21 protein-coding genes are annotated in these 22,309 nt (G+C 72.6%); 20 read left to right on the top strand and 1 reads right to left on the bottom strand.

What is annotated here, in order from left to right; genetic code table 11:
• Positions 1-63: 63 nt before the first annotated feature.
• Positions 64-1,269, top strand: a complete 1,206-nt coding sequence (locus tag EAO73_RS25345) for an FAD-dependent monooxygenase (RefSeq protein WP_147973880.1) — start codon at positions 64-66, stop codon at positions 1,267-1,269.
• Between the two features lie 12 nt (positions 1,270-1,281).
• On the opposite strand, the gene EAO73_RS25340 is transcribed toward EAO73_RS25345, so the two are convergent.
• Positions 1,282-1,932 carry a TetR/AcrR family transcriptional regulator gene (locus EAO73_RS25340; RefSeq protein WP_147973879.1) on the bottom strand — a complete coding sequence of 217 codons (651 nt, stop codon included), beginning with the start codon at positions 1,930-1,932 and terminating at the stop codon, positions 1,282-1,284.
• Positions 1,933-2,105: 173 nt separating this feature from the next.
• Between EAO73_RS25340 and fabD the strand changes: the two genes are divergently transcribed.
• The 19 genes from fabD (at position 2,106) to EAO73_RS25245 (ending at position 22,303) form a co-directional block, all read left to right on the top strand.
• Entirely contained in the window at positions 2,106-3,074 is a 969-nt protein-coding gene (gene fabD / locus EAO73_RS25335; RefSeq protein ID WP_147973878.1) for an ACP S-malonyltransferase, read from the top strand.
• Between the two features lie 75 nt (positions 3,075-3,149).
• Complete coding sequence (locus EAO73_RS25330) at positions 3,150-3,572, top strand: acyl carrier protein (RefSeq protein WP_224756439.1); 423 nt, start codon at positions 3,150-3,152, stop codon at positions 3,570-3,572.
• Positions 3,573-3,702: 130 nt separating this feature from the next.
• Positions 3,703-4,470 carry an SDR family NAD(P)-dependent oxidoreductase gene (locus tag EAO73_RS25325; protein ID WP_147973877.1) on the top strand — a complete coding sequence of 256 codons (768 nt, stop codon included), beginning with the start codon at positions 3,703-3,705 and terminating at the stop codon, positions 4,468-4,470.
• A gap of 31 nt (positions 4,471-4,501) precedes the next feature.
• Positions 4,502-4,954 carry a 3-hydroxylacyl-ACP dehydratase gene (locus tag EAO73_RS25320; protein ID WP_147973876.1) on the top strand — a complete coding sequence of 151 codons (453 nt, stop codon included), beginning with the start codon at positions 4,502-4,504 and terminating at the stop codon, positions 4,952-4,954.
• Positions 4,951-6,228: a beta-ketoacyl-[acyl-carrier-protein] synthase family protein gene (locus EAO73_RS25315; protein ID WP_147973875.1), complete on the top strand. Its 1,278-nt coding sequence runs from the start codon at positions 4,951-4,953 to the stop codon at positions 6,226-6,228. The genes EAO73_RS25320 and EAO73_RS25315 overlap by 4 nt, the downstream gene beginning before the upstream one ends.
• Positions 6,225-6,641 (top strand): 3-hydroxyacyl-ACP dehydratase FabZ family protein, encoded by a 417-nt coding sequence (locus EAO73_RS25310; RefSeq protein WP_093711020.1) that lies wholly within the window; start codon positions 6,225-6,227, stop codon positions 6,639-6,641. The genes EAO73_RS25315 and EAO73_RS25310 overlap by 4 nt, the downstream gene beginning before the upstream one ends.
• The gene (locus tag EAO73_RS25305; RefSeq protein ID WP_147973874.1) at positions 6,638-7,924 is read left to right on the top strand and encodes a beta-ketoacyl-[acyl-carrier-protein] synthase family protein; all 1,287 of its coding nucleotides are present in this window, start codon (positions 6,638-6,640) and stop codon (positions 7,922-7,924) included. Before EAO73_RS25310 ends, EAO73_RS25305 begins: the two co-directional genes overlap by 4 nt.
• Positions 7,925-7,958: 34 nt before the next feature.
• Positions 7,959-10,325 (top strand): beta-ketoacyl-[acyl-carrier-protein] synthase family protein, encoded by a 2,367-nt coding sequence (locus EAO73_RS25300; RefSeq protein WP_147973873.1) that lies wholly within the window; start codon positions 7,959-7,961, stop codon positions 10,323-10,325.
• Positions 10,326-10,327: 2 nt separating this feature from the next.
• Positions 10,328-11,437 carry a 3-oxoacyl-ACP synthase III family protein gene (locus EAO73_RS25295; RefSeq protein ID WP_224756438.1) on the top strand — a complete coding sequence of 370 codons (1,110 nt, stop codon included), beginning with the start codon at positions 10,328-10,330 and terminating at the stop codon, positions 11,435-11,437.
• Positions 11,438-11,508: 71 nt separating this feature from the next.
• Complete coding sequence (locus tag EAO73_RS25290) at positions 11,509-12,375, top strand: ester cyclase (RefSeq protein ID WP_147973872.1); 867 nt, start codon at positions 11,509-11,511, stop codon at positions 12,373-12,375.
• A gap of 103 nt (positions 12,376-12,478) precedes the next feature.
• Complete coding sequence (locus EAO73_RS25285) at positions 12,479-13,465, top strand: aldo/keto reductase (RefSeq protein WP_147973871.1); 987 nt, start codon at positions 12,479-12,481, stop codon at positions 13,463-13,465.
• 37 nt (positions 13,466-13,502) lie between these two features.
• Positions 13,503-14,711 carry an FAD-dependent oxidoreductase gene (locus EAO73_RS25280; protein ID WP_147973870.1) on the top strand — a complete coding sequence of 403 codons (1,209 nt, stop codon included), beginning with the start codon at positions 13,503-13,505 and terminating at the stop codon, positions 14,709-14,711.
• A 26-nt stretch (positions 14,712-14,737) separates the two neighbouring features.
• Positions 14,738-15,394, top strand: a complete 657-nt coding sequence (locus EAO73_RS25275) for a thermostable hemolysin (protein ID WP_147973869.1) — start codon at positions 14,738-14,740, stop codon at positions 15,392-15,394.
• Entirely contained in the window at positions 15,384-17,015 is a 1,632-nt protein-coding gene (locus EAO73_RS25270) for an AMP-binding protein (protein ID WP_147973868.1), read from the top strand. Before EAO73_RS25275 ends, EAO73_RS25270 begins: the two co-directional genes overlap by 11 nt.
• Positions 17,012-17,920: a TauD/TfdA family dioxygenase gene (locus tag EAO73_RS25265; protein WP_147973867.1), complete on the top strand. Its 909-nt coding sequence runs from the start codon at positions 17,012-17,014 to the stop codon at positions 17,918-17,920. Before EAO73_RS25270 ends, EAO73_RS25265 begins: the two co-directional genes overlap by 4 nt.
• A gap of 22 nt (positions 17,921-17,942) precedes the next feature.
• Positions 17,943-19,436 (top strand): MFS transporter, encoded by a 1,494-nt coding sequence (locus tag EAO73_RS25260; protein WP_147973866.1) that lies wholly within the window; start codon positions 17,943-17,945, stop codon positions 19,434-19,436.
• Between the two features lie 33 nt (positions 19,437-19,469).
• Positions 19,470-20,060, top strand: coding sequence for a cupin domain-containing protein (locus tag EAO73_RS25255; RefSeq protein WP_147973865.1), 591 nt, complete (start codon positions 19,470-19,472; stop codon positions 20,058-20,060).
• A gap of 103 nt (positions 20,061-20,163) precedes the next feature.
• Positions 20,164-20,634, top strand: coding sequence for a nuclear transport factor 2 family protein (locus EAO73_RS25250; RefSeq protein WP_018521795.1), 471 nt, complete (start codon positions 20,164-20,166; stop codon positions 20,632-20,634).
• Positions 20,635-20,818: 184 nt separating this feature from the next.
• Positions 20,819-22,303 (top strand): DHA2 family efflux MFS transporter permease subunit, encoded by a 1,485-nt coding sequence (locus tag EAO73_RS25245; protein WP_147973864.1) that lies wholly within the window; start codon positions 20,819-20,821, stop codon positions 22,301-22,303.
• The last annotated feature ends 6 nt before the right edge of the window (positions 22,304-22,309 follow it).

Below are 22,309 nucleotides of genomic sequence, written 5' to 3'. Positions count from 1 at the left end.
ACCCCGTTCCGTCGGACCCCCGCCCGGACCCCAGCGCCCGGACAGCCACGAGGAGACCCACAGATGGCCAAAGGACGTGCCCGTCGCATACTCATCGCCGGCGGAGGGATCGGCGGACTCGCCGCCGCCCTCGCCCTCCAGCGCAGGGGCTTCGAAGTCGTCGTGTTCGAGCGGGCGGACTCGCTGCGCGACGGCGGCGCCGGCCTCCACATCTGGAGCAACGGCGTGCTCGCCCTGGACTACCTGGGCCTGGCCGAACAGGTCCTGGAGGTCGCCCCCGTCCAGCACACCGCCCACTTCACCACCGCCCGCGGCGACGTCCTCGGCGCCTGGCCCGTCGGCGACTTCATCGAGCGCTACGGCGCCCCCACCATCGCCGTCGAACGCTCCGTCCTGCACGGCGTGCTGCGCGACGCGCTGGAGGGCTCCCCGCTGCGCACCGGCGCCCAGGTCGTCTCCTTCGACCAGGACGCGGACGGCGTCACCGTGCACTTCGCGGACGGCGGCAGCGAGCGCGGCGACCTCCTGATCGGCGCCGACGGCATCCACGGGGCCGTGCGCGACTGCATGTTCGGGCCCGCGCGCAACCGGTTCAGCGGCTACATCGCCTGGCGCGGCCGGGCCCCGATGGAGCACGCGGACATCCCGCCCGGCACGTTCAACGCGATCTTCGGGCCCGGCACCCGCTTCACGTACTACGACGTCGCACCCGGCCTCGTCCACTGGATGAGCGTGGCCAACGGGGCACCCGGCGGGCGCGACGGCGCCGGGGTCCGCGACATGCTGCTGCGCCGCCACGAGGGCTGGGCCGGCCCGGTCGCCGACATCCTGCGCGCCACCCCGGAGGACTGGATCCTGCGCGGCGACGTCGAGGGCCGCAAGCCCGAGAAGCAGTGGGGCAAGGACCGGGTCACCCTCCTCGGGGACGCCGCCCACCCCATCACCTTCAACATCGGCCAGGGCGCCTGCCAGGCCCTGGAGGACGCGCTCGTCCTTGCCGAATACCTCGCCGAGGACAACGACTCGGTCGCCGCGCTGCGCCGGTACGAGGAGGAGCGGCGGAAGCGCACCGGGCCGCTCCAGAACATCGCCTGGATGATCGGCAAGATGGGCGCCGTCAAGAACCCGCTGCTGATCAAGGCGCGCGAGGCGTTCATGCGCAAGAACTGGAACACCCGCGCCTTCACCGCCGCCGAGAAGGACCAGGTGGCCTACGGGCTGCGCTGGGCGAAGAAGGACCGGGCGCCGGTCACCGGCCGCGCCGACTGACGCCCCGCCGGATCACGACGGGCCCGCCGCATCCCCTCCGGCGGGCCCGTCGCCGTGTGCGCCGGATCCCGCCTCCCCTGTACGCGCCCCGTCCGCGAACCCCTCCAGCGCGCGGATGCCGGCCGACGGGTCGAGGCCGTTCCAGACCCGGTGCCCGGCCGGGAAGCCCAGCGACACCAGGGTGTTGACGAGCATCCCGCGCGCCACGAACGTCGTGGTGCCCGCGATGTCCGCGCCCGTCTTCAGGTGCACCGCGTCCCACAGCTCCTGCCAGGGCTCCCGGACCGCCTCCGCGAACGCGTGGTCCCCTTCGGCATCCGCCGCGGCAGCGGCGGCGTACACCTGCATCTGCATCAGCAGGTTCTCCGGCTCCTTGACGATGACCCGGGTGTACGCGTTGGCCATCGCGCGCCGCGCGTCCTCGCCGGACAGGCCCTCCGCCGCGCACACCAGCCGCCCCGTGATCTGTGCCAGGCAGCGGGTCGCGGCGGCCAGGAACAGCGCCTGCTTGCCCGGGAACAGCCGGAACACATACGGCTGCGAGACCCCCGAGCGCCGCGCGATCGTCTCCGTCGACGTGCCGTGGTACCCGCCCCTGGCGAACTCCACCACCGCCGCCCGTACGACGACCTCACGCCTCTCCTGCGCACTCATCCTGACCATGGCCCCCAAGCTCACGCCTGCGTGACACCACGTCAAGAGCCCCTGGCAGCCAGTGGGAATCGAGACACATTCGAGGAATGCGCCAGAGCGCGGTGCGACATTCCAGGAGTCGAGAACGCCTCGCCGACGGCTCGATGACCCACCATCCACCCCCCCAGTGAGGCAGGACGGGAATGAGCGACAACCTCTTCACGATGTTTCCCGGACAGGGATCACAGCGCGCCGGCATGGCCGCCCATCTGCTTCGCGACCACCCGCACACCGCGGGCCGCGTCCTCGCCCACGCGCAGCAGGCCACCGGACTGCCCCTGACGGAGCTGTGCTCCACCGCGGCGGCCGAGGACCTGGAGCCGACCGAGATCGCCCAGCCCGCCATCGTCGCCACCAGCCTCGCCGTGTACCAGGTGCTCCACGAGGAGACCGGCTTCGTGCCCGGCGCGGTCGCCGGGCACAGCCTCGGCGAGTACACCGCCCTCGTCGTCGGCGGGGTCCTCGCCGCCGACGACGCCCTGCGCCTGGTGCGCCGGCGCGGTGAGCTGATGGCCGGTGTCTCGCAGCGCGTCTCCGGCGCCATGGCCGCGCTCATGGGCCTCGCGCCGGAACGGATCGACGAGATCTGCGCCGAGGCCTCCCCGCTCGGCGTGGTGGAGGTCGCCAACTACAACGAGGCCGGCCAGACCGTCGTCTCCGGACAGGACGGGGCCGTCGCCGAGGCGATGCGGCTCGCCCTGGAGGCCGGAGCCGAACGCGCCGTGGCGCTCAAGGTCTCGGCCCCCTTCCACTGCTCCCTCATGCGTGTCATCGAGGACGAGTTCGCCGCCGAGCTGGCCCGGGTCACCTTCCGGTCCCCCCGGCTCCCGGTGTACAGCTCGGTGACCGGCACCCTGGTGCGCGACGGTGCCCACGCCCGCGATCTGCTGCGCCGCCAGCTGGCCGGCCCGGTGCGCTGGGTCGACGTACTCGCCGGCGCCGCGCAGACCGTCCCGGACGGCTATCTGGAGGTCGGACCCGGCCGGGTGCTCAGCGGCTTCGCCAAGCGGACCGCGCCCGGCGCCGACGTGCGCAGCACCAACGACGCGCGCCGCATCACCACCCTCCTGCGCGACCTGAGCCAGGAGATCACCACGGCGGCCGCCGCCTAGGCACCCGCCCCGCACCCCGCGGACCGGCCCCCGGCGCCGGCCCGTACGCGACAACCCACCGAAAGGCAGCCAGCGGTGTCCGAAACTTTGATTCCCACGACGACCGACTACCTCTCCGCGGTCCAGGCCGCCGTCGCCGACGCCCTCGGCATCGACGAGGACGAGGCCGTTCCCGAGGCGACCCTGCTGGGCGAGCTGGGCGCGGAGTCGATCGACCTGCTCGACATCCTCTTCCGGCTGGAGCGCACCACCAAGGTGAAGATCACCGTGGCCGACATCGCGGACCTGCTCCAGGGCGGCATCCCCGACGAGGAGTTCGGTGACGAGAACGAGGTCGTCAACGACACCGGCCTGACCCACCTGGAGAAGGTGCTGCCGCAGTTCGACCGCGCCCAGCTCTCCGAGCCTCTGACGGCCGAGGGCGTGCTCGGACTCTTCACCGTCCAGAACCTCACCGACCTGCTCACCGAGCGGGCGAAGGCCGCCGAGGCCGCCTGACCCGCGCCGCCACCTTCCGCGGCCGGTGTCCGGGCCGACGACGTCCCGGACACCGGCCGCGGGGCCACCGGCCATCCGGCCACGTCCGCCCCCGTGCCGCCCATCTCCCGGCAGAAACAGGAAGAGACAGATGAAGCTGAAGGACCGCACCGCGCTGGTCACCGGAGCCTCCCGCGGCATCGGCCGGGCCATCGCCCTGGGACTGGCCGAGCAGGGCGCGGCCGTCGCCGTGAACTACCGCTCCCGCCGGGAGGACGCCCTCGCGGTGGTCAAGGAGATCGAGGCGGCCGGCGGCAAGGCCGTGGCGATCGGCGCCGACGTCGCCGACCCGCAGGACGCGGCCCGCCTCGTCGAGGAGGCCACCCGAGCGCTCGGCCCCCTGAACCTGCTGGTCAACAACGCCGGCGTCAGCGACGACGGGCTGATCTACGACTCCCCGGCCGACGCCTGGCTGAACGTCATGAAGACCAACTTCGGCGGCGCCTACCACTGCACCCACGCCGTCATGGAGCAGTTCATGGCGCAGGGCGACGCCACGATCGTCAACATCTCCTCGGCGATGGGCGAGCGCGGCTGGATCGGGCAGTCCAACTACTCGGCGTCCAAGGGCGCCCTGAACTCCTTCACCCGCTGCGCCGCCGTGGAACTCGCACGGTTCGGCGTACGGGTCAACGCCGTCCTGGCCGGCTTCACCCCGACCGAACTGGTCGGGGAGGTCATGCAGCGCGACGGCGGCAAGAGCATCAAGCGGCAGATCCCGATGCGCCGGTTCGCCACCGTCGAGCAGGTGGCCGCGGCCGCGCTGTTCCTGGCCGGGCCCGACTCCGGCTACACGACGGGCGAACTGCTCTGTGTGGACGGCGGATTCTCCGCCCAGCTCGGCGTCGGCCGGCCGTGACGGGCCACGGGAACCGGGAGAAGAGACGACGATGCGATTCCATCTGATCGACAGGATCGAGACGTGTGCGCCGAACGAGCGCATCACGGCCCGCAAGGTCACCTCGGTCGACGAGACGTACTGGCAGCACACCCAGGACGGCCCCGCCATGCCCTTCGGCCTGGCGCTGGAAGCCCTCTGCCAGGCCGCCACCTGGCTGATCATGATCAGCACCGACCACAGGCTGCGCGCCGCACTCCTGGCCGTCGGCGAGGCGACCTCGCTGCGCCCCGTGCAGCCCGGTGAGGTCCTGCGCATGGAGGCCAGGATCGAGTCGATGAACGAGGACGCCGCCGTCCTGGACGGCACCGTCACCGTGGACGGCGAGAAGGTGCTGGAGGTCAGCGGCCTGCTGTGCGCCCTCATCGACGCCGAACGGCTCGACGACCCCGCGAACACCCGGCGCATGGCGCACCAGCTCCAGGGCGGAGGACCGGTCGGATGACACGCGTAGCCATCACCGCGGTGGGGGCCGTCACGCCCCTCGGCAACGACGCCGCCACCACCTGGGAGGGCCTGACCACCGGACGCAGCGGCGTCGGCAGGCTGACGACGTTCGACGCCGAGGGCTTCGCCGTACGGATCGCCGCCCAGGTCAAGGACTTCGACGCGAAGGCGGCCATCCCGGCCCGCGTCGGCCGCAAGCACCTCTCGCGCGTCGGGCAGTTCGGCGTGGCGGCCGCCTGGGAGGCGGTGCGCAACGCCGGCCTCGACGAGGTGCCGCTCGACGTGTACCCGGCCGAGGAGCGCGGGGTCTCGATGGGGGCCAGCGTCGGCCGCCCCGAGCTGCAGACGCTGCTGGACATCGGGCACCTGCGGGCCACCACCGGGAACCCCGACGCCTTCATCTGCCAGCCGCCCGCCGTGACGCTGACGGACGACCAGAACGTGCCGCTGGCCGCGATGGCCCGGATGATCGGTGCCACCGGCCCGATGATGGGCATCAGCACCGCCTGCGCCGGATCCGGGCACGCCATCGGCGAGGCGTTCCGCGCCATCCAGGAGGGCGACGCCAAGGTCATGATCGCGGGGGGCTACGACTCCCTGACGACCTGGCTCGACATCCTCGGCTTCAGCCTGCTGGGTGCGCTCACCGACCAGCACAACGACGACCCCGAGCACGCCTCGCGGCCCTTCGACGCGGACCGCTCCGGCTTCGTCGTCGGCGAGGGCGCCGTCGCCGTCGTCCTGGAGGACATGGACACGGCCCGCGCCCGGGGCGCGACGATCCTCGCCGAGGTCCTGGGATACGCCTCCACGCTCAACGCCTACCGCATCACCGACTCGCCGCCCGACGGCTCCGGCGCGATCCAGGCCATGGAGGGCGCGCTCGCGGACTCCGGCCTGAAGACCGGCGACATCGACTACGTCGTCGCGCACGGCACCAGCACGCACGGCAACGACCACTCCGAGACCGTCGCCATCAAGAAGGTCTTCGGCGACGACGCCGACGGGCTGGTGGTCAGCGCCCCCAAGTCGATGGCCGGCCACCTGACATCGGCCAGCCTGGGCCTGGGCGTGCTCGCCGCGATCGGCGCCATGAAGCACTCGCTCGTGCCGCCCACGGTCAACCTGGACAAGAACGACCGCGGCCTCGACCTCGACTACGTGCCGCACACGGCGCGCCCGATGCCGGTGGGCGCGGCCCTGGTCAACGCGTTCGCCTTCGGCGGCAGCAACACCAGCATCGTCATCGGCGCCGCAGGGGAGGACGCATGACCGCCACGACCGGGGCCACCGACACCGCGCCCGTCTTCGACCGCATCGAGGAACTCGTACCGGGCGACCGGGCCGTGGCCGTACGCAACATCCCGAACACCCTGACCTTCTTCGACACCCACTTCCCGCGCCACCCGATCCTGCCCGGTGTGCTGCTCCTGGAGAGCATGGCCGCCCTGGCGAAGGCGGCGGCGGGCGGCGAGCGGGCCTGGCGCCTGGAGTCCGTACGCGCGGTGCGCTTCAAGCACTTCGTGGGCCCCGGGGACCAGGTGCGCATCACCGCCGAGGTCACGAAGACCACCGAGCAGACGACCGAGGTACGGGCCACCGCCCGGGTCGGGGACCGGGTGGTCGCCACCGCCCGCACCCTGACGCTGGCGGCGGCGGACCGGGCCGGGAAGGACACAGCATGAGCGACGGCGGACGCCGTGTGGTGGTGACCGGCATCGGGCTGATGACCGCCATCGGCCAGGGCGCGGCACAGACCTGGGAGAACCTGCTGGCGGGCCGCAGCGGCATCGGCCCGCTGAAGGCGTACGACCCCGCGCCGCTGCGGACCGGTATCGGCGCGGAGATCCACGACTTCGACCCCACCGAGTGGGCCAAGCGGCGCACCCTGCGCATGCTGTGCCGGGGCGACCAGCTGGCCCTGGCCGGGGCGACGCTGGCGCTGCGCGACGCGGGCCTCGACGACGTCGGCGACCTCGGCCACCGCAGCGGGCTCTTCCTCGGCAGCAACAAGGAAATGCCCCGCATGGACGAGCTGATCACCCAGCTCGGTGCGGTCCGGGCGCCGGACGGCACCCCCGACCTGTACAAGCTGGGGCAGACGGCCTCCTCGGTGGTCGCGCCGCTTTTCTTCGTCGAGGGGCTGCAGCCGGCGGCCGGCTTCCACATCTCGGAGAAGTACGGCATCCGGGGCGCCAACTCCTACTTCGCCGGCACCGCCGACTCCGGCGCGATGGCGATCGGCCGGGCCATGCGGACCATCCGCCGCGGCGAGGCCGATGTGATCGTGGCCGGCGGCTACGACGACGCCACCGGCTGGTGGGCCATGTCCAAGATGGACGGGCTCGGCGTGCTGTCGACGCGTACGGAGCTGGGCGCCGAGGCGTTCCGCCCGTTCGACCGGGACCGCAGCGGTTCGGTGTTCGGGGAGGGCGCGGCCCTGCTCGTCCTGGAGGACCGCGCACACGCCCTGGCGCGTGGCGCGCACGTCTACGCGGAGGTCACCGGCTTCGGCTCGGGCAACGACTGCGTACGCCCGCCGAGTCCGCAGGCCCGCGCCCGCGGCCTGGCCCGCGCGATCGGGCGGGCCCTCACCGACTCCGGCGACGGCTTCGCGGACGGCGGTTACATCGCCGCCCATGGCTGCGCCACCCGGCAGGGCGACGCGAGCGAGACCCTGGCCCTGCACGACGCGCTCGGCACCAGCGCGAAGGCGGCGCTCATCAGCAGCGTCAAACCCCAGACCGGCCACCTGGTCGGCGGCGCCGGGGCGCTGAACGCGGCGGTCGCCGCGCTCACCCTGGACTCCGGGGTCGTGCCGGCCACGCAGAACCTCCACAACCCCGCGGAGGACTGCGATCTGGACTACGTACCCCTGACACCCCGCGAGACCCGCCCCGGCCACGCCCTGGCACTCGCCCGCGGCCTGGAGGGCCAGGCGGTGGCCATAGCGATGGAGCGGTCCTGATGGACGCAACGCACAACCCGAAAGGAGTCGCGACATGAGCAACGGCGAGCAGAGCACCGGCACTTCGCCGGACAGCGGGGCTCGGTCCCGGCGGACCGTCGTGGTCTGCGGTGTGGGCGCGGTCACGGCCCACGGCGACGACGTCACTGCCCTGTGGGAGGGCGTCAAGGCCGGCCGCTCCGCGATCGCACCCGTACGCGGCATGCCGATGGAGGGCTACGGCACCGAGATCGGCGGCGAGGTCAGCGACCCGCGCACCCCCGCCTACGACTACCTGGCCTCCTTCGGCGGACACGAGCCCGAACCGGCCGTCGACTTCGCCCTGGTGGCCGCGCAGGAAGCGATGCGGCAGGCCGGGCTCGGCGACGTGCCCGGCGCCCGCTGGGGAGTGGCCTTCGGGTCGTGCAACGGCGGTCTGCGCAGCGCCGAGAAGCTGGCGCGCCGCACGGACGGCGACGAGGAGGGCCACCCTGACGACGGGCGGCACTACCTGCTGGTGTCGCCGCAGGCCATAGCGGAGGCGCTGAGCAGCGCCTTCGGGCTCCTGGGCCCCTCGGTCTCCGTCAACACCGCCTGCGCCTCCGGTGCGCACGCCATCGCGCACGCCACCGAGGCGATCGGCGCGGGCCGGGTCGACGCGATGCTGGTCGGCGGCAGCGACGCCTTCACCGAGACGGCGTTCGCCGGGTTCACCAGCCTCCAGTCGCTGTCGACGAAGCCCGCCGCCCCGTACTCCAAGGACCGCGACGGCCTCTCGCTCGGCGAGGGCGCCGGAATGCTGGTGCTGGCCGAGGAGTCGGTGGCGCGGGCCGCCGGCGCCCCCATCCTGGCCGAGGTGCTGGGCTACGGCCTGTCCGCCGACGGCTACCACGCGACCGCCCCGCACCCCAAGGGCGAGGGCGCGGCACGCGCGATCCGCTCCGCGCTGGAGGCGGCCGGGATCACCCCCGAGGACGTCGGCTACATCAACGGCCACGGCACGGGCACCGCGAAGAACGACACGGCCGAGAGCAACGCCGTACGGGCCGCGCTCGGCGAGGCCGCCGAGTCGACCGCGCTCAGCAGCTCCAAGTCGATGGTCGGGCACCTGCTCGGCGCGGCCGGGGCGGTCGAGGCGATCGTCACCGTCCAGGCGCTGGTCGACCAGATCGCGCCGCCGACCGCCAACTTCACCGAGCTGGACCCCAAGTGCGGTCTGGACGCGGTGCCGGACCCGGGCCGCGCGCACGCCATGGACGTGGCGCTGTCCAACAACTTCGCGTTCGCCGGGGCCAACGCCTGCGTCGCCTTCGGGCGGCCGGGCAGCTCCTTCACCCCCGCCGACGCCCCGCCCCCGGAGAAGGTGGTGGTCACCGGCTTCGCCGCGATCACCTCGGCCGGGGACGGCGCGGACGCGGTGTGGGAGGCGTGGCGCGAGGGCCGGGCACTGGGCACCGAGGAGGACGGGCTGCGCGTCGCCCGCGCCGACTACGACCCGCAGAAGTACATCAGCGCCCGGGACCGGCGCCGGATGGACCCGCTCGGACAGCTTGCCGTGGCCTCGTGCCGGGGCGCCCTGGAGCACGCGGGGCTGACGGCGGACGACCGGGTCGGCGTGGTGCTGGGCACGGGCCTGGGCCCGATGCGCTCCATCGAGGAGTTCCTGCTGCCGGTGCTGGCGGGCTGCCCCGCGCACGGCAGCCCCGCGGTCTTCCCGAACACCGTCTTCAACGCGGCGGCCGGCCAGGTCGCGATGAACGTCGGGGCGAAGGGCCCCACGTCCACCGTGACGACCGGTCACGCGGCCGGGGCGTCCGCCCTGACGGTCGCCCACGACCTGCTGCTCCAGCACCGGGCGGACGCGGTGCTCTGCCCCGCGGTGGAGGACCTGTCGCCGGGTGTCCTGGAGGCGTACCGGCAGCTGCCGCTGTTCGACTCCCCGGACTACACGCTGGCCGAGGCGGGTATCGCCCTGGTCCTGGAGCGGGAGTCCACCGCCCGCGCCCGGGGCGCCCGCATCCTCGCGGAGTTCGCCGGCCACGGCACGGCGTCCGACGCGCGGGGCATCGGCCGCTGGGACCCGCAGGGCGGCGGGGTGGAGCGGGCGATGCGCCAGGCGCTGGACCAGGCCGGTGTCGAGCCGGCCGAGCTGACCGGCATCTGGGCCAACGCGGCGGGCCTCAAGCGGGCCGACGCGCCGGAGGCCCTGGCCACCGACCGGCTCGCGGTGCCGGGCGACACCCCGGTGCACACCCCGAAGCAGGTGCTGGGCGAGCCGGCGGGCGCCGGGGCGCAGCTGTCCGCGCTGCTCGCGGTGACCGGCTGGGAGCGGGGCATGGCGAGCGGGCCCGTCCTCATCAACAGCTCCTCGCTCGGCGGCACCCACATCAGCCTCGTCCTGCGTCCCGCTACGGAGAAGTGACCATGTCATCGAGTTCCGACCGCCATGTGTCCGTCCTCGCCACCGGCGCCCATCTGCCTGGCGAGCCGCTGGACAACGATGCCCTGGCCCGGATCTGCGGGCCGCTGCCCGACGACGTGCTGGAGGGCATCCAGGTCCAGCGCCGCCACTGGATGATCGACCCGGCCACCGGCAAGCACCTCACCAGCACCTCGGCGATGGCCACGGCCGCCGCCCGGCAGGCGCTGGAGCGGGCCGGTGTGGAGCCGGAGGAGGTCGACCTGATCGTCGTCTCCACGGCCAGCCCCGACTATCTGCTCCCGGTCGCCGCCACCTACGTACAGGAGCAGCTGGGCCTGGAGAGCTGCGCGGTCATCGAGGTGCGGGCCGGGTGCGTGGGCGCCGTGCAGGGCCTGGACATCGCCCGCCGCAACCTGGCCGACGGCACCTACCGCACCGCCCTGGTCATCGGCACCGAGTCCGTATCGCCGCTGCTGGCCCCGGTCTTCCTCGGCCAGGACCCGGAGCGGGTGCGGATGCGCGACCGGCTCACCGTCTACACCTTCGGCGACGGGGCGGGCGCGGTCGTGCTGCGGGCCGGCGAGGAGGGCTCCGCGCACGAGGGCAGCCGCCAGGTCTTCGCGACCCAGTCGATGGGCGGGGCGCGCAAGCCCGGCATGCTCATCGTCGGCGGCGGCACCGACGTACCGCTGGCCGAACAGCGCGACCGCAAGCGGCTGATGGACATCAAGCTGGACATCCCCGGCACCGCGCAGTTCGGGCCCCGGGTCTTCGTACGGGGCATCCACGACATGCTGGAGCGCTCCGGGCTCGCTCTGTCGGACCTCGACGCGTGCGTGCTGCCGGAGGGCAACGCGGAGTACTTCGCGAGCGAGTACGGCACCGCCGGACTGTCCGACGAGGACCAGGCCGTGCTGAGCAAGACCATCGTGGAGAACCTGACGGACGTCGGCGCGACCGGCTCCGCCGCCGTACCGCTCGCCCTGGACGCGGGCTGGGCCGAGGGCCGCATCCGGCCGGGCCACAAGGTGCTGCTCCTCGCGATCGAGGCCAGCCGTTACGTGTACGCGGGACTCACCCTCACCTGGGAGGCCCCCTTCCCCGGGAAGTGATCCCCGCTTCCTCCGGCGTCCGCCGCCCACCACCGCCCCTCGCGGGCGCCCCTAGCGAGAAGGATGAAAACGTGTCGACACAGCAGATGGTGCACACCGGCCAGAGCGTGGAGGAGCGCAACAAGGAGACCATCCGCGCGGTCTTCCACACCTTCGTCAACAAGGGCGACTTCTCCCTCGTCGACAGGATCTACAGCCCGGACATGGTCGACCACCAGCCGCTGCCGGGCGCCCCCGAGGGCCTGGAGGGCGTGCGCTACACGATCGCCGGGCTGCGCGAGGGCTTCCCCGACCTGCACGTGACGATCGAGGACATCAGCGCGCACGCCGACCACGTCGTCGTCCACAACACCTGGCGCGGCACCCACCTCGGCGAGTTCCTGGGCATGGAGCCCACCGGCCGGGTCATCGAGTTCAAGGGCGTCGTGGTGTGGCGGCTGCTGGACAACGGCCTGATCGCCGAGCGCTGGGGCGTCGGCGTCGACTCCAACATGCTCTCCGAGCTGGGCATGCGCCGGCTGGCCCCGTCCTCGCGCGGCGCGGCCCGTGCCACGGCCCGCCGCGAGGTGCGGCCCGCATCGGTCCTGGTGCCCGCCACCGAGGGCACCGCCGCCCGCTGGAAGGCGGTCGAGGCCGAGCTGACCGGGCCGCGGCTGCGCGCGTACGAGGCGTCGCGGCGGCGGGCGGGCGTCGTCCACGAGTCGCTGACCGTGCAGGAGCTGGAGGGGCGCGAGGTCGTCGTGCTGCGGGTGGAGGCCCGTGACCCGGCGCTGGCCGCGCGCCGGCTGGCGGAGTCCTCGGAGGAGTTCGACGCCTGGCTGCGGACGGCGGCGCTCGACGCGTTCGGCGCCGACCCGTGGGCCGCGCTGGGCGCGCGCAAGGACGCGGAGCCGGGGCACGTGTGGTCCTCGGTCAACAGCGAGCTGGTCCGCGACTGACGCGGCGTCACCCCCCTTTCGTACGGGACGCCGTCGCTCACTGGTTCCCTGAAACTGTCAGTGCTAGAATTTTTATCGACGATAAATCCGGAAGGAACCGAAGATGCGGCAACGAAAGCTCGGCAGCCAGGGGCTCGTCGTCTCCGAGCAGGGGCTCGGATGCATGGGCATGACGTTCGCCTACGGTCCGGTCGACGGCCAGGAGGCGCTGCGCACCGCCGACCGGGCTCTCGAACTCGGCGTCACCCTGCTGGACACCGCGGACTTCTACGGCCCGCACACCAACGAGGAGTTCGTCGGCAAGGTCATCGCCGGCCGCCGCGACGACATCGTCGTCTCCTCCAAGGTCGGCAACGAGGTCGCCCCCGACGGCAGCATCACGGGCCGGCTCAACGGCCGCCCCGAGTACATCCGGGGCTGCGTCGAGGGCACCCTGAGCCGGCTCGGCACCGACCGGCTCGACCTGTACTACCTGCACCGCGTCGACCCGGACGTGCCCGTCGAGGAGAGCTTCGGCGCCCTCGCCGAGCTGGTCGCCGAGGGCAAGGTGCGCCACCTCGGCATCTCCGAGGCGTCCGCCGCCACCATCCGCCGCGCCCACGCGGTGCACCCCCTCAGCGCCGTACAGACCGAGTACTCGCTGTCCACGCGCGACGTCGAGCACAACGGGGTGCTCGCGACCGTCCGCGAACTCGGCATCGGCTTCGTCGGCTACAGCCCGCTGGGCCGGGGCCTGCTGACCGGCGCCATCCGCAGCGTCGACAACCTCGCCGAGCAGGACTTCCGCCGCGTCGTCCCGCGCTTCCAGGCCGAGAACCTCGCCGCCAACCTGAGCGTCGTCGAACGCCTGGAGGCGCTCGCCGAGGCCAAGGGCATCACCCCCGGACAGCTCGCCCTGGCCTGGGTCCTCTCCCAGGACGTCGTCGCCATCCCCGGCACCAAGCGCGTCGGCTACCTCGAACAGAACGTCGCCGCATCCGACGTACGGCTGAGCGCCGACGACCTCGCGGCGCTGGACGCGATCGCCCCGCACGGATCGACCGTGGGGGACCGTTACCCCGCCGGCGCCATGGCCACGCTCGACGGCTGACACGCCCGCGAAACCCGAAGGTGAGTGAGTACCGACCATGGCCAACATCACGATCATCGGCGGCGGGCTGGCCGGCCTGACCGCGGCGATCGCCGCCGCCGAGCAAGGCGCCCGCGTCACGCTCCACGAGGCGCACTCCCACCTGGGCGGCCGCGCCCGCTCGGCGGACGGGCCCTACGTCACCAACGACGGCCCGCACACCATCATGAACAACGGCCCCGCCTGGCAGTGGCTCATCCAGCGCGGGGTGGCCGGCCGCTATGTGCGCCTGTCCTTCCACGAGTGGACGCGCATGCGCTTCCGCCACCAGGGCAAGCTGCGCATGACCCTGCCGCCCGGCTACATGAAGATGACGCTGCTCAAGCGGGACCGGCCGGTCCCCATCGACCGGTCCTTCCAGGACTGGGCGAGCGAGAACTTCCCCCAGCAGACGGTCGACGAGGCCCTCGGCTTCCTCGGCCCGATCCTCTTCGACGGCGACCCGGGCCGACTGTCCGCCGCCTTCGTCTGGGAGCGGCTGCTGCGGGTCGGCACACCCAAGTTCCCGCTGCCCAGCCGCTACTTCATCGGCGGCTGGGGGGCGCTCGTCGAGCGCATGGCCCGCGTCGCCCGCGCCAACGGGGTGGTCATCGAGACCAACTCCCGCCTGACCGAGCTCCCCACGGACGGTCCGGTGATCATCGCCACCTCGCTGGCCGCCGCGCGCGGCCTGCTGAAGGACACCACGCTGGAGTGGCCGAGCGGCACCTCCGCCCTGGTCGACCTGGCGGTCACCCGGTCCAAGAAGGACGGCAACGTCTCCTTCGACATGGACGAGGGCGGCTTCACCTCCCAGTACTCCGACCACGACCCCTCCCTCGCGCCCGAGGGCCACGCCCTCTTCCAGGGCGCGATGCCGATCCGGCCCGGCGAGAACAAGGCCCAGGCCATCGCCCGGCTGGAGAAGCTGTTCGACCTCACGACCCCGGGCTGGCAGGACCGCACCCTGTGGCGCCGCGAGGGCGTCTCGCGCGGCCGCACCGGCGCCCTGGACCTGCCGGGCCTCAGCTGGCGCGACCGGCCCGCGATCGACCGGGGCGAGGGCGTCTACCTCGTCGGGGACAGCGTCGCCGCCCCCGGCATCCTCGCCGAGACCTCCATCAACAGCGGTCTCAAGGCCGCCGAACTCGCCCTGCGCGCCCGGCCCGTCACGGCCGCCGCGCCCCGCGTGGAGACGGCGCCCGAGCCGTCCGCCTCGATCCTGTAACCCGACCCAGCAAGGGGGGTGCACGCATGAGAATCACACTGTCCCAGCGCGGTGAACCGGACTGGCAGATCGCCTCCGAGCTCGCCCACCAGGTCTTCGCCAAGCAGTACCGGGCCAGCGTCCGGCCCGACCCCGACGGGTTCCTGGCGTTCTTCGACGAAGCGGAGGACGGCACCGAACAGGCCCTGGCCTGCGCGGGGCTTTCCTTCCCCGAGGGGGACACCCCCCTCCTGCTCGAACGCTATCTCGACGCTCCCGTCGAAGAGGTCCTCAGCGCCGAGGCCGGCGTCCAGGTCAAGCGCTCGCAGGTCATGCAGATCGGCAACGTCGCCTCGGTACGGGCGAGCGCCGGCGGCGAGATCATCAGGGCCATCCCCCTGATCATGGCCTGCCTCGGCCGCCCGTACGCGGTGATGACGATGACCGGCCGGCTCGCCCAGCTGATGGAGCGCCTCGGCTGCGTCTTCCACCCGCTCACCGACGCCTCCCGCGAACGCCTCAGCGCCGAGGAGGCCGACCAGTGGGGGTCGTACTACGACACCCGGCCGGTCGTCGGCTGGGCCGAGGCCGCCGAGCAGAGCACCCTGCTGCTCGCCGCGATCGGCCGCTACTGCTTCGAATCGGTCGACATGCGGTTCGTCGCGAACCGCCCCGAGCAGAAGGTACTGACCCGTGCTGCCTGACACCGAGCGCACCAGCCTGACCGCCGGACTCCTGCGGCAGGCCGACAGCGACGCCGTGATGCTGCGGGTCCTGCTCCCCGACGACGCCCCCGCCGGCAGCGCCCCCGCCGAGTGGACGTACCGCCAGATCATCGGCGCCGCCCTGCGCCTCGCCGGCCGCCTGGGGCAGTGGGCCGCCGAACACGGCCGCCCCGCCCGGATCGGGCTGCTCGCGGAGAACTCGCCCGAGTGGGTCGTCGCCGACCTCGCCGCCCTGTTCTCCGGGGCCGTCGAGATCCCCGTCCCCACCGCCTTCGCCGCCGAACAGGCCGCCTCCCTCCTGGAGTCAGCCGACCTCTGCCTCGTCGACGACGCCGGCACCCGCGCCCTCGCCCGCTGGGCCGACACCTCCCCCGTGAAGGTGCTGGCCGGCGGCTGCGAGGTGCGCCCCGTCGACCTGCCCGCACTGCTCGCCGAGCCGTTCCGGACCGCCGACCTGCGCAACCCCTCCCGCGAGGAGGGGGTCATCAAGGTCATCCACACCTCCGGCACCACCTCCGCGCCCAAGGGCGTGCAGATCCGCCGGCACGGCCTGGACGCCCTGCTCACCTCGCTGCGCGCCCGCACCGGCACCGCGCTGTTCGAGCGGTACCTCTCCATCGTCCCGCTCAGCCTCCTCATCGAGCAGGTCGCCGGCCTCTACATGCCGTTCCTCGCGGGCGGCTCGGTCTCCTTCCTGCCGCCCGGCACCGCCCTGGTGGGCACCGCCGCCGACGCCGGACCCCGGATGCTCGCGCTGCTGCGCCAGGCCCGGCCCACCGCGCTCGTCGTGCCGCCCACCGTCGCCGGGCTGTTCCTCGCCCTGTGCGAGGAGGCGCCCGGGGAGAGCGTCGCCGAGCGGCACCTGCGGATCTTCGGCCACGAGGGCCCGGTGTTCATCGCCTGCGGCGGCGCGCCCGTCCCCGCCGAGATCCTCCAGCGCCTGGACGCCTTCGGACTCACCGTCCACGAGGGCTACGGGCTCAGCGAGAACTCCTCCGTCGTCTCCTGGAACTTCCCCGGCGAGGTCAGGTTCGGCACCGTCGGCCGCCCGCTGGACCACGTCCAGGTCGAGCTGGCCGAGGACGGCGAACTGCTCATCCGCAGCACCTCGCTGTTCGCCGGCTACACCCGCGAGGACCCCTCCAGCGTCGTCGTGGACGAACAGGGCAGGCTGCACACCGGCGACCTCGCCGAGATCGACGAGGACGGCTACCTCCGGATCACCGGCCGTAAGAAGAGCCTCATCATCACCGCCGGCGGGCGCAACGTGTCCCCGGAATGGGTCGAGGCCCGCTACCGCGAACTCGGCTTCGTCCGCGAGTCGGCCATCGTCGCCGACGCCCTGGAAGAGGTCCACGGCCTGTTCGTCATCGAGGCCGGCCTCGACCCCGACACCGCCCGCGAACGCATCGACGCCTTCGGCCGGGAACGGCTCTCCGCCATCGAACGCGCCGCCGTCGTCCACCTCATGACCGAGGACGACCCCGACTACGCACGCTGCTTCACCGTCACCGGCCGCCCGCGCCGCGACGTCATCCGCGACCACGTAACCACCGGCCGCACGCCGGCCGCACCGACGCCCCACGAGGAGAAGGTATGAGCACCACCGTGAAGACCACCCCCTACGGCACCGGCAGCGGCCTGCTGGTCGAACCGGTCGCCGGCGGCTCGCTGGCCGACGTCGACCGCAAGGAGCTCCTCGACCTGCTGGCCGAGGCGGGCTTCCTGCTGCTGCGCGGCTTCGAGTCGGACATGACGTCGTTCACCGCCCTCGTCCAGAACACCTCCGTCTCCACCACCCTCGACCCGGCCCGCGACTTCTACTCCGAGGTCGCCCAGAAGGTCGACGCCGGCTTCGACGAGGTCGGGCTGCACACCGAGAACGGCAACAGCCCCTTCCGCTCCCACCTCGCCTGGTTCTTCTGCGAGAAGGCCGCCTCCTCCGGCTCCCAGACCACCGTCTGCGACGGCTACCGCGTCTGGGACGCCCTGTCCCCGGCCGCCCGCGAGGCGTTCGCCGCGCAGGACATCGTCTACAGCCGCTACGTCGCCGAGCCGCAGTGGCGCGCGATGGCCCACCACCTCCTCGGCGGCACCAAGCCCGCCGAGGAGATCGAGGTCTCCGAGCTGCTCGCCCTCACCGAGCAGCTGGCCGGCACCACGATCACCCCGGAGGAGGACGGCGGCATCCGCTACGCCTTCCGTACCCCGGCGGCCGACTCCACCGTGTTCGGCTCGCGCCCGTCCTTCGCGAACAGCATCCTGGGTCCGTCCTTCAACTACGAGAAGCCGCGGATCACCTTCGCCGACGGCACCGAGTTCTCCCCCGAACTCCTCGCCGAGATCGAGACGGTGACCGCCCTGGTCACCGAGAACCTCGACTGGCAGCACGGCGACGCGGCCGTCATCGACAACACCCGCGTCATGCACGGCCGCCGGGCCATCACCGACCCGGACCGCACCATCTACAACGCCCTGAGCTACATCGAGGCACAGGCCGCCTGACGGGACCGCCCGAGAGGACGCCATGAACACCGACCCCACCGCACCCGGCACCAGCCTGTCGAAGGACACCTCCGACAGCGCGCCGCCGGACCCCCGGCGCTGGCGCCTGCTCGCCTTCGTCGGACTCGCACAGTTCATGGTCCTCCTGGACACGACGGTGGTGAACCTCGCCCTGCCCGCCATCCAGGCGGACCTCGGGGCGAGCGCCACCGGCGTGGAGTGGATCCTGACCGGGTACATCCTCTGCTTCGGCGGACTGATGCTGCTCGGCGGCCGCACCGCCGACCGCTGGGGCCGCCGGCGTACGTTCCTGCTGGGCGCCGCCCTGTTCACGGGCGCCTCCCTGTGGTGCGGTGTCGCCGGCGGTACGGGCGTGCTCATCGCCGCCCGCGCCGTCCAGGGCTGCGGCGCGGCCTTCCTCTCGCCCGCCGCGATGTCCCTGGTCACGACCATCTTCCCGAAGGGCAAGGAGCGCACCACCGCCCTCGCGGTGTGGGCGGCGCTCGCCGGACTCGGCGGCACGCTCGGCGTCGTTGTCGGCGGCCTGATCACCGACAGCCTCAGCTGGCGGTGGATCTTCTACATCAACATCCCGTTCGGCGTGGTCGCCGTCGCCGGTGTCGTCCTGCTCTCCCGGGGCCGCGCCGAGAGCCGGTCGGCCACCGCCTCGCGCCCCGACGTGCTGGGCGCCGTCACCGTCACCGGGGGCCTGGCCGCCCTCGTGTACGCCATCGTCAACATCCAGGAACACGGCTGGGGCTCGGCGGCGTACGTCGTGGTGCCCGCGGTGGCCTCCGTCGTGCTGCTCGCCTCGTTCGTCCTGGTCGAACTGCGCGCATCCGACCCGCTGATGCCGATGCGGCTGTTCACCACGCGCTCCCTGGTCACCGCGTCCGTCGGCCGCGTCCTGACCAGCGCCGTGCAGGCCGCCGTGCTCTTCCTGGCCAGCTACTACCTCCAGCGCACCCTGGGCTACTCGACCCTGAAGGCCGGGTTCGCCTTCCTGCCGCTCGGGGTCATCGCCATCGCGGTCACCGCACCGGCCACCCGCGTCATGCACCGCTCCGGACCGCGCCCCGTGTACCTCGCGGGCGGCGTGGGCTCCGTACTCGGCCTGGTCCTGCTCACCCGGGCCCCCGAGCACGGCAGCTATCTGCTCGACCTGCTTCCGGCGCTGCTCCTGCTGGGCGCCGCGATGCAGTGCTGCACCATTCCCGTCAACGTCCACGGCGTGTCCGACGTACCGCAGGAGCAGCAGGGCATCGCGTCCGGCGTGCTCACCGCCGCCTTCCAGGTCGGCGCGTCGCTCGGCGTCGCCACCATCGCCACCAGCGCCATGACCCGGACCACCGGCGAACTCGCCCACGGCACCGCCCCGGCCGCCGCCTGGCTCGACGGACTGCACCTGGGCTTCTGGATCGCGGCCGGCATCGCCGTACTGAACCTCCTCAACGCCTTCGTCGGCCTGCCCGGCCGACGGCGCGCCCCGGCCGGGGCGCGGCAGCGGACAGCCTGAACCCGCCCGACCCCACAACGACAGGAGATCTCCATGGCCAGCCCGGGAGACGTACTGCGCCTCGGCGACGACCGGCTCACCTTCCTGACCACCGCGGCCCAGTCGGGCGGCGCGTACGTCGAGGTGGCGGTGGACTACGCACCGGCCGTCATCAAGCCGCCCGCCCACTACCACCCCAAGCAGACCGAACGGATGCAGGTGCAGAGCGGCCGGCTGAACCTGCTGCTCGACGGCGAACTCCAGGAGTACGAGGCCGGCGACGAGTTCCACATCCCGCCGGGGGCCGTCCACTCGCTGTGGAACCCGGGCCCCGAGCACACCCGGATCGTCTGGCGCACCACCCCCGCCTACCGCACCGAGACCGTCTTCGAGACGCTGTGGGGCCTGACCAACGAGGGCCGGCTGCGCCCCGACGGCACTCCCCGCCTCCAGATGCCGCTGCTGGCCCTGGGCTTCCGCGACGAGTACCGGGTGGTGACCGGGCGTCCGTTCCTGGTCGACATGGCCCTGTGCGCGGCGCTCGCCCCCGTATCGCTGGCCTGCGGATACCGCTCCTCGTACCGCCCGGAGCAGCACCCTGAGGACCACCTGGCCGACCGTCAGGGGGCACACCAGTCCGTCTGATTCCGGCCGGTGGCCGATTTCTCCAGTCGCGCGCGAGGGGTAAGCGAGGTGTGCTCCCTAGCGTCTGCGGCAACGGACACGGCTACGCGTGGAGGAATCGGACATGGCCAGCGAAGAGCACGGATTCACTCTCCCCGGCGCGGATCTCCCGGCGCCCGACGCCGACCTGCGTGCCCGGCGCGAGGCGGTCGTGGCCGCCCACACCATCGCGGAGACGGTCTGGGACATCCCGGGTGTGATGGCCACCTTCCCGCGTGGCGCGGTCTACCGCGTCCAGGCGTTCGAGGAGAGCCCGTTCGTCGGCGAGGACGCCATCCGCAAGGGCTACTTCGACGGCATGCAGGAGGCGTTCCCGAACCTGGAGCACGAGCTGCACCACGTGCACCACACGCCGACCGCGGTGATCCTGGAGGCCCAGGCGCGCGGCAAGCAGGAAGCCGACTGGCGCGACATACCCAACAAGGGCAAGTCGATCGACGCGCCCGTGGCGGTCTTCTTCCACTTCGACGGCGACGTGCTGATCGACGAGACGCTCTACTTCGACATCGACACCTTCAAGCGCCAGCTCGGCTGACGGCTGCGCACGCCCGGCGACCGCGGGGCCCGGCAAGGACGCCGGGCCCCGCGGTGCTGTGCGGGCGCGCGTACGGGCGGGAGCGGGCTCCACCAGGGGTCCGGCGGGATTCGAGCGTGCGTTGAGCGGCCGTCCATAGCCTCGGCCGAGTCGGCCCGTGACCGCACTCAGAAAGGATGCTCGGATGAGCACCGCTAACCCCCCAACTCCGGCCACAGGGAAGCAGGGGGTGGTCTTCTGGGCCATCCTCACGACCAGTGTCGCTTCCTTCATGGCGGGCCTGGACAACCTGGTCATCATCACCGCGCTGCCCACCATCAGCGAGAAGCTGGGCGGCAGCCTCAGTGACCTCGAGTGGACGGTCAACGCGTACACGCTGTCCTTCGCCGTCCTCATGATGTTCGGCGCCGCGCTCGGCGACCGCTTCGGCCGGCGCAAGGTCTTCTCGCTCGGCCTGCTGCTCTTCACCGGCGCCTCCGCGGCCGCCGCGCTCGCCCCGGGCGTCAACGAGCTGATCGCCGCCCGCGCCGTCCAGGGCGCCGGCGCGGCCATCATCATGCCGCTGTCCGTGACGCTGCTGACGGCCGCCGTCCCCGCCGAGAAGCGCGGTGCCGCGCTCGGCATCTGGGGCGCGGTCAACGGCCTGTCGATCGCGGCCGGCCCGCTCGTCGGCGGCGCGATCGTCGAGCACATCTCCTGGCAGTGGATCTTCTGGCTCAACGTGCCCATCGGCCTGGCCCTGGCCCCGCTGTCCTGGGCCAAGCTCAAGGAGAGCCGGATCGCGAACTCCCGGCTCGACGCGATCGGCACGATCCTGGCGAGCGTCGGCCTGTTCGGCATCGTCCTCGGCCTGATCAAGGGCCACGAGAAGGGCTGGACGTCCACGTTCACCCTGTCCGCGCTGATCGGCGGCGCGGTGGTCATGGCCGGGTTCGTGGTGTGGGAGAACCACACCGAGCACCCCATGGTCCCGATGCGCCTGTTCCGCATCAGGGCCTTCACCGCGATCAACCTGGCCGGCACGCTGATGTCGGTCGGCATGTTCGGCGCGATCTTCCTGATGACCCAGTTCCTGCAGAACATCCAGGGCTACACGGCGATGGAGGCCGGCGTACGGCTGCTCGCCTGGACCGCGATGCCGATGGTCGTGGCGCCCGTCGCGGGCATGGTCTCCGACCGTATCGGCGGCAAACCGGTGGTCACCCTCGGCCTCGCCCTGATGACGGCGGGCATGGTCTGGTGGGCGTTCGTCCTGGATCCCGGCGTCAGTTATGTCGCCCAGCTGCCGTCCCTGATGATCTGCGGCGCGGGCATGGCCATGTTCTACGCCCCGCTGATGAACCTGACCATGGGTTCGGTGGCCGAGCACGAGCAGGGCATCGCCTCGGGTGTCACCGCGGCCACCCGTGAGGTCGGCGCCGCGCTCGGTGTCGCCCTGCTGGCGTCCATCTTCAGCGCCAACGGCGGTTACGCCTCCCCGCAGAACTTCGTCGACGGCCTGGTGCCGGCGATGTGGGTCGGCGCGGCGGCCGTCGCCCTGGCCACGTTCTCGATGCTCATCGCCCCCGGCCGCCGTGCGGCGCAGACCGCGGTGGCGGCGAAGGCGGCGCCCGTCGCCGCCACCCCGGAGCCGGCCCCGGCCCCGGAACCGGCGACGCAGTCCCGCTGACCGAAG

Source organism: Streptomyces sp. col6, assembly GCF_008042035.1.
GTDB lineage: Bacteria > Actinomycetota > Actinomycetes > Streptomycetales > Streptomycetaceae > Streptomyces.
This window is presented reverse-complemented; position numbering and strand designations above follow the sequence as displayed.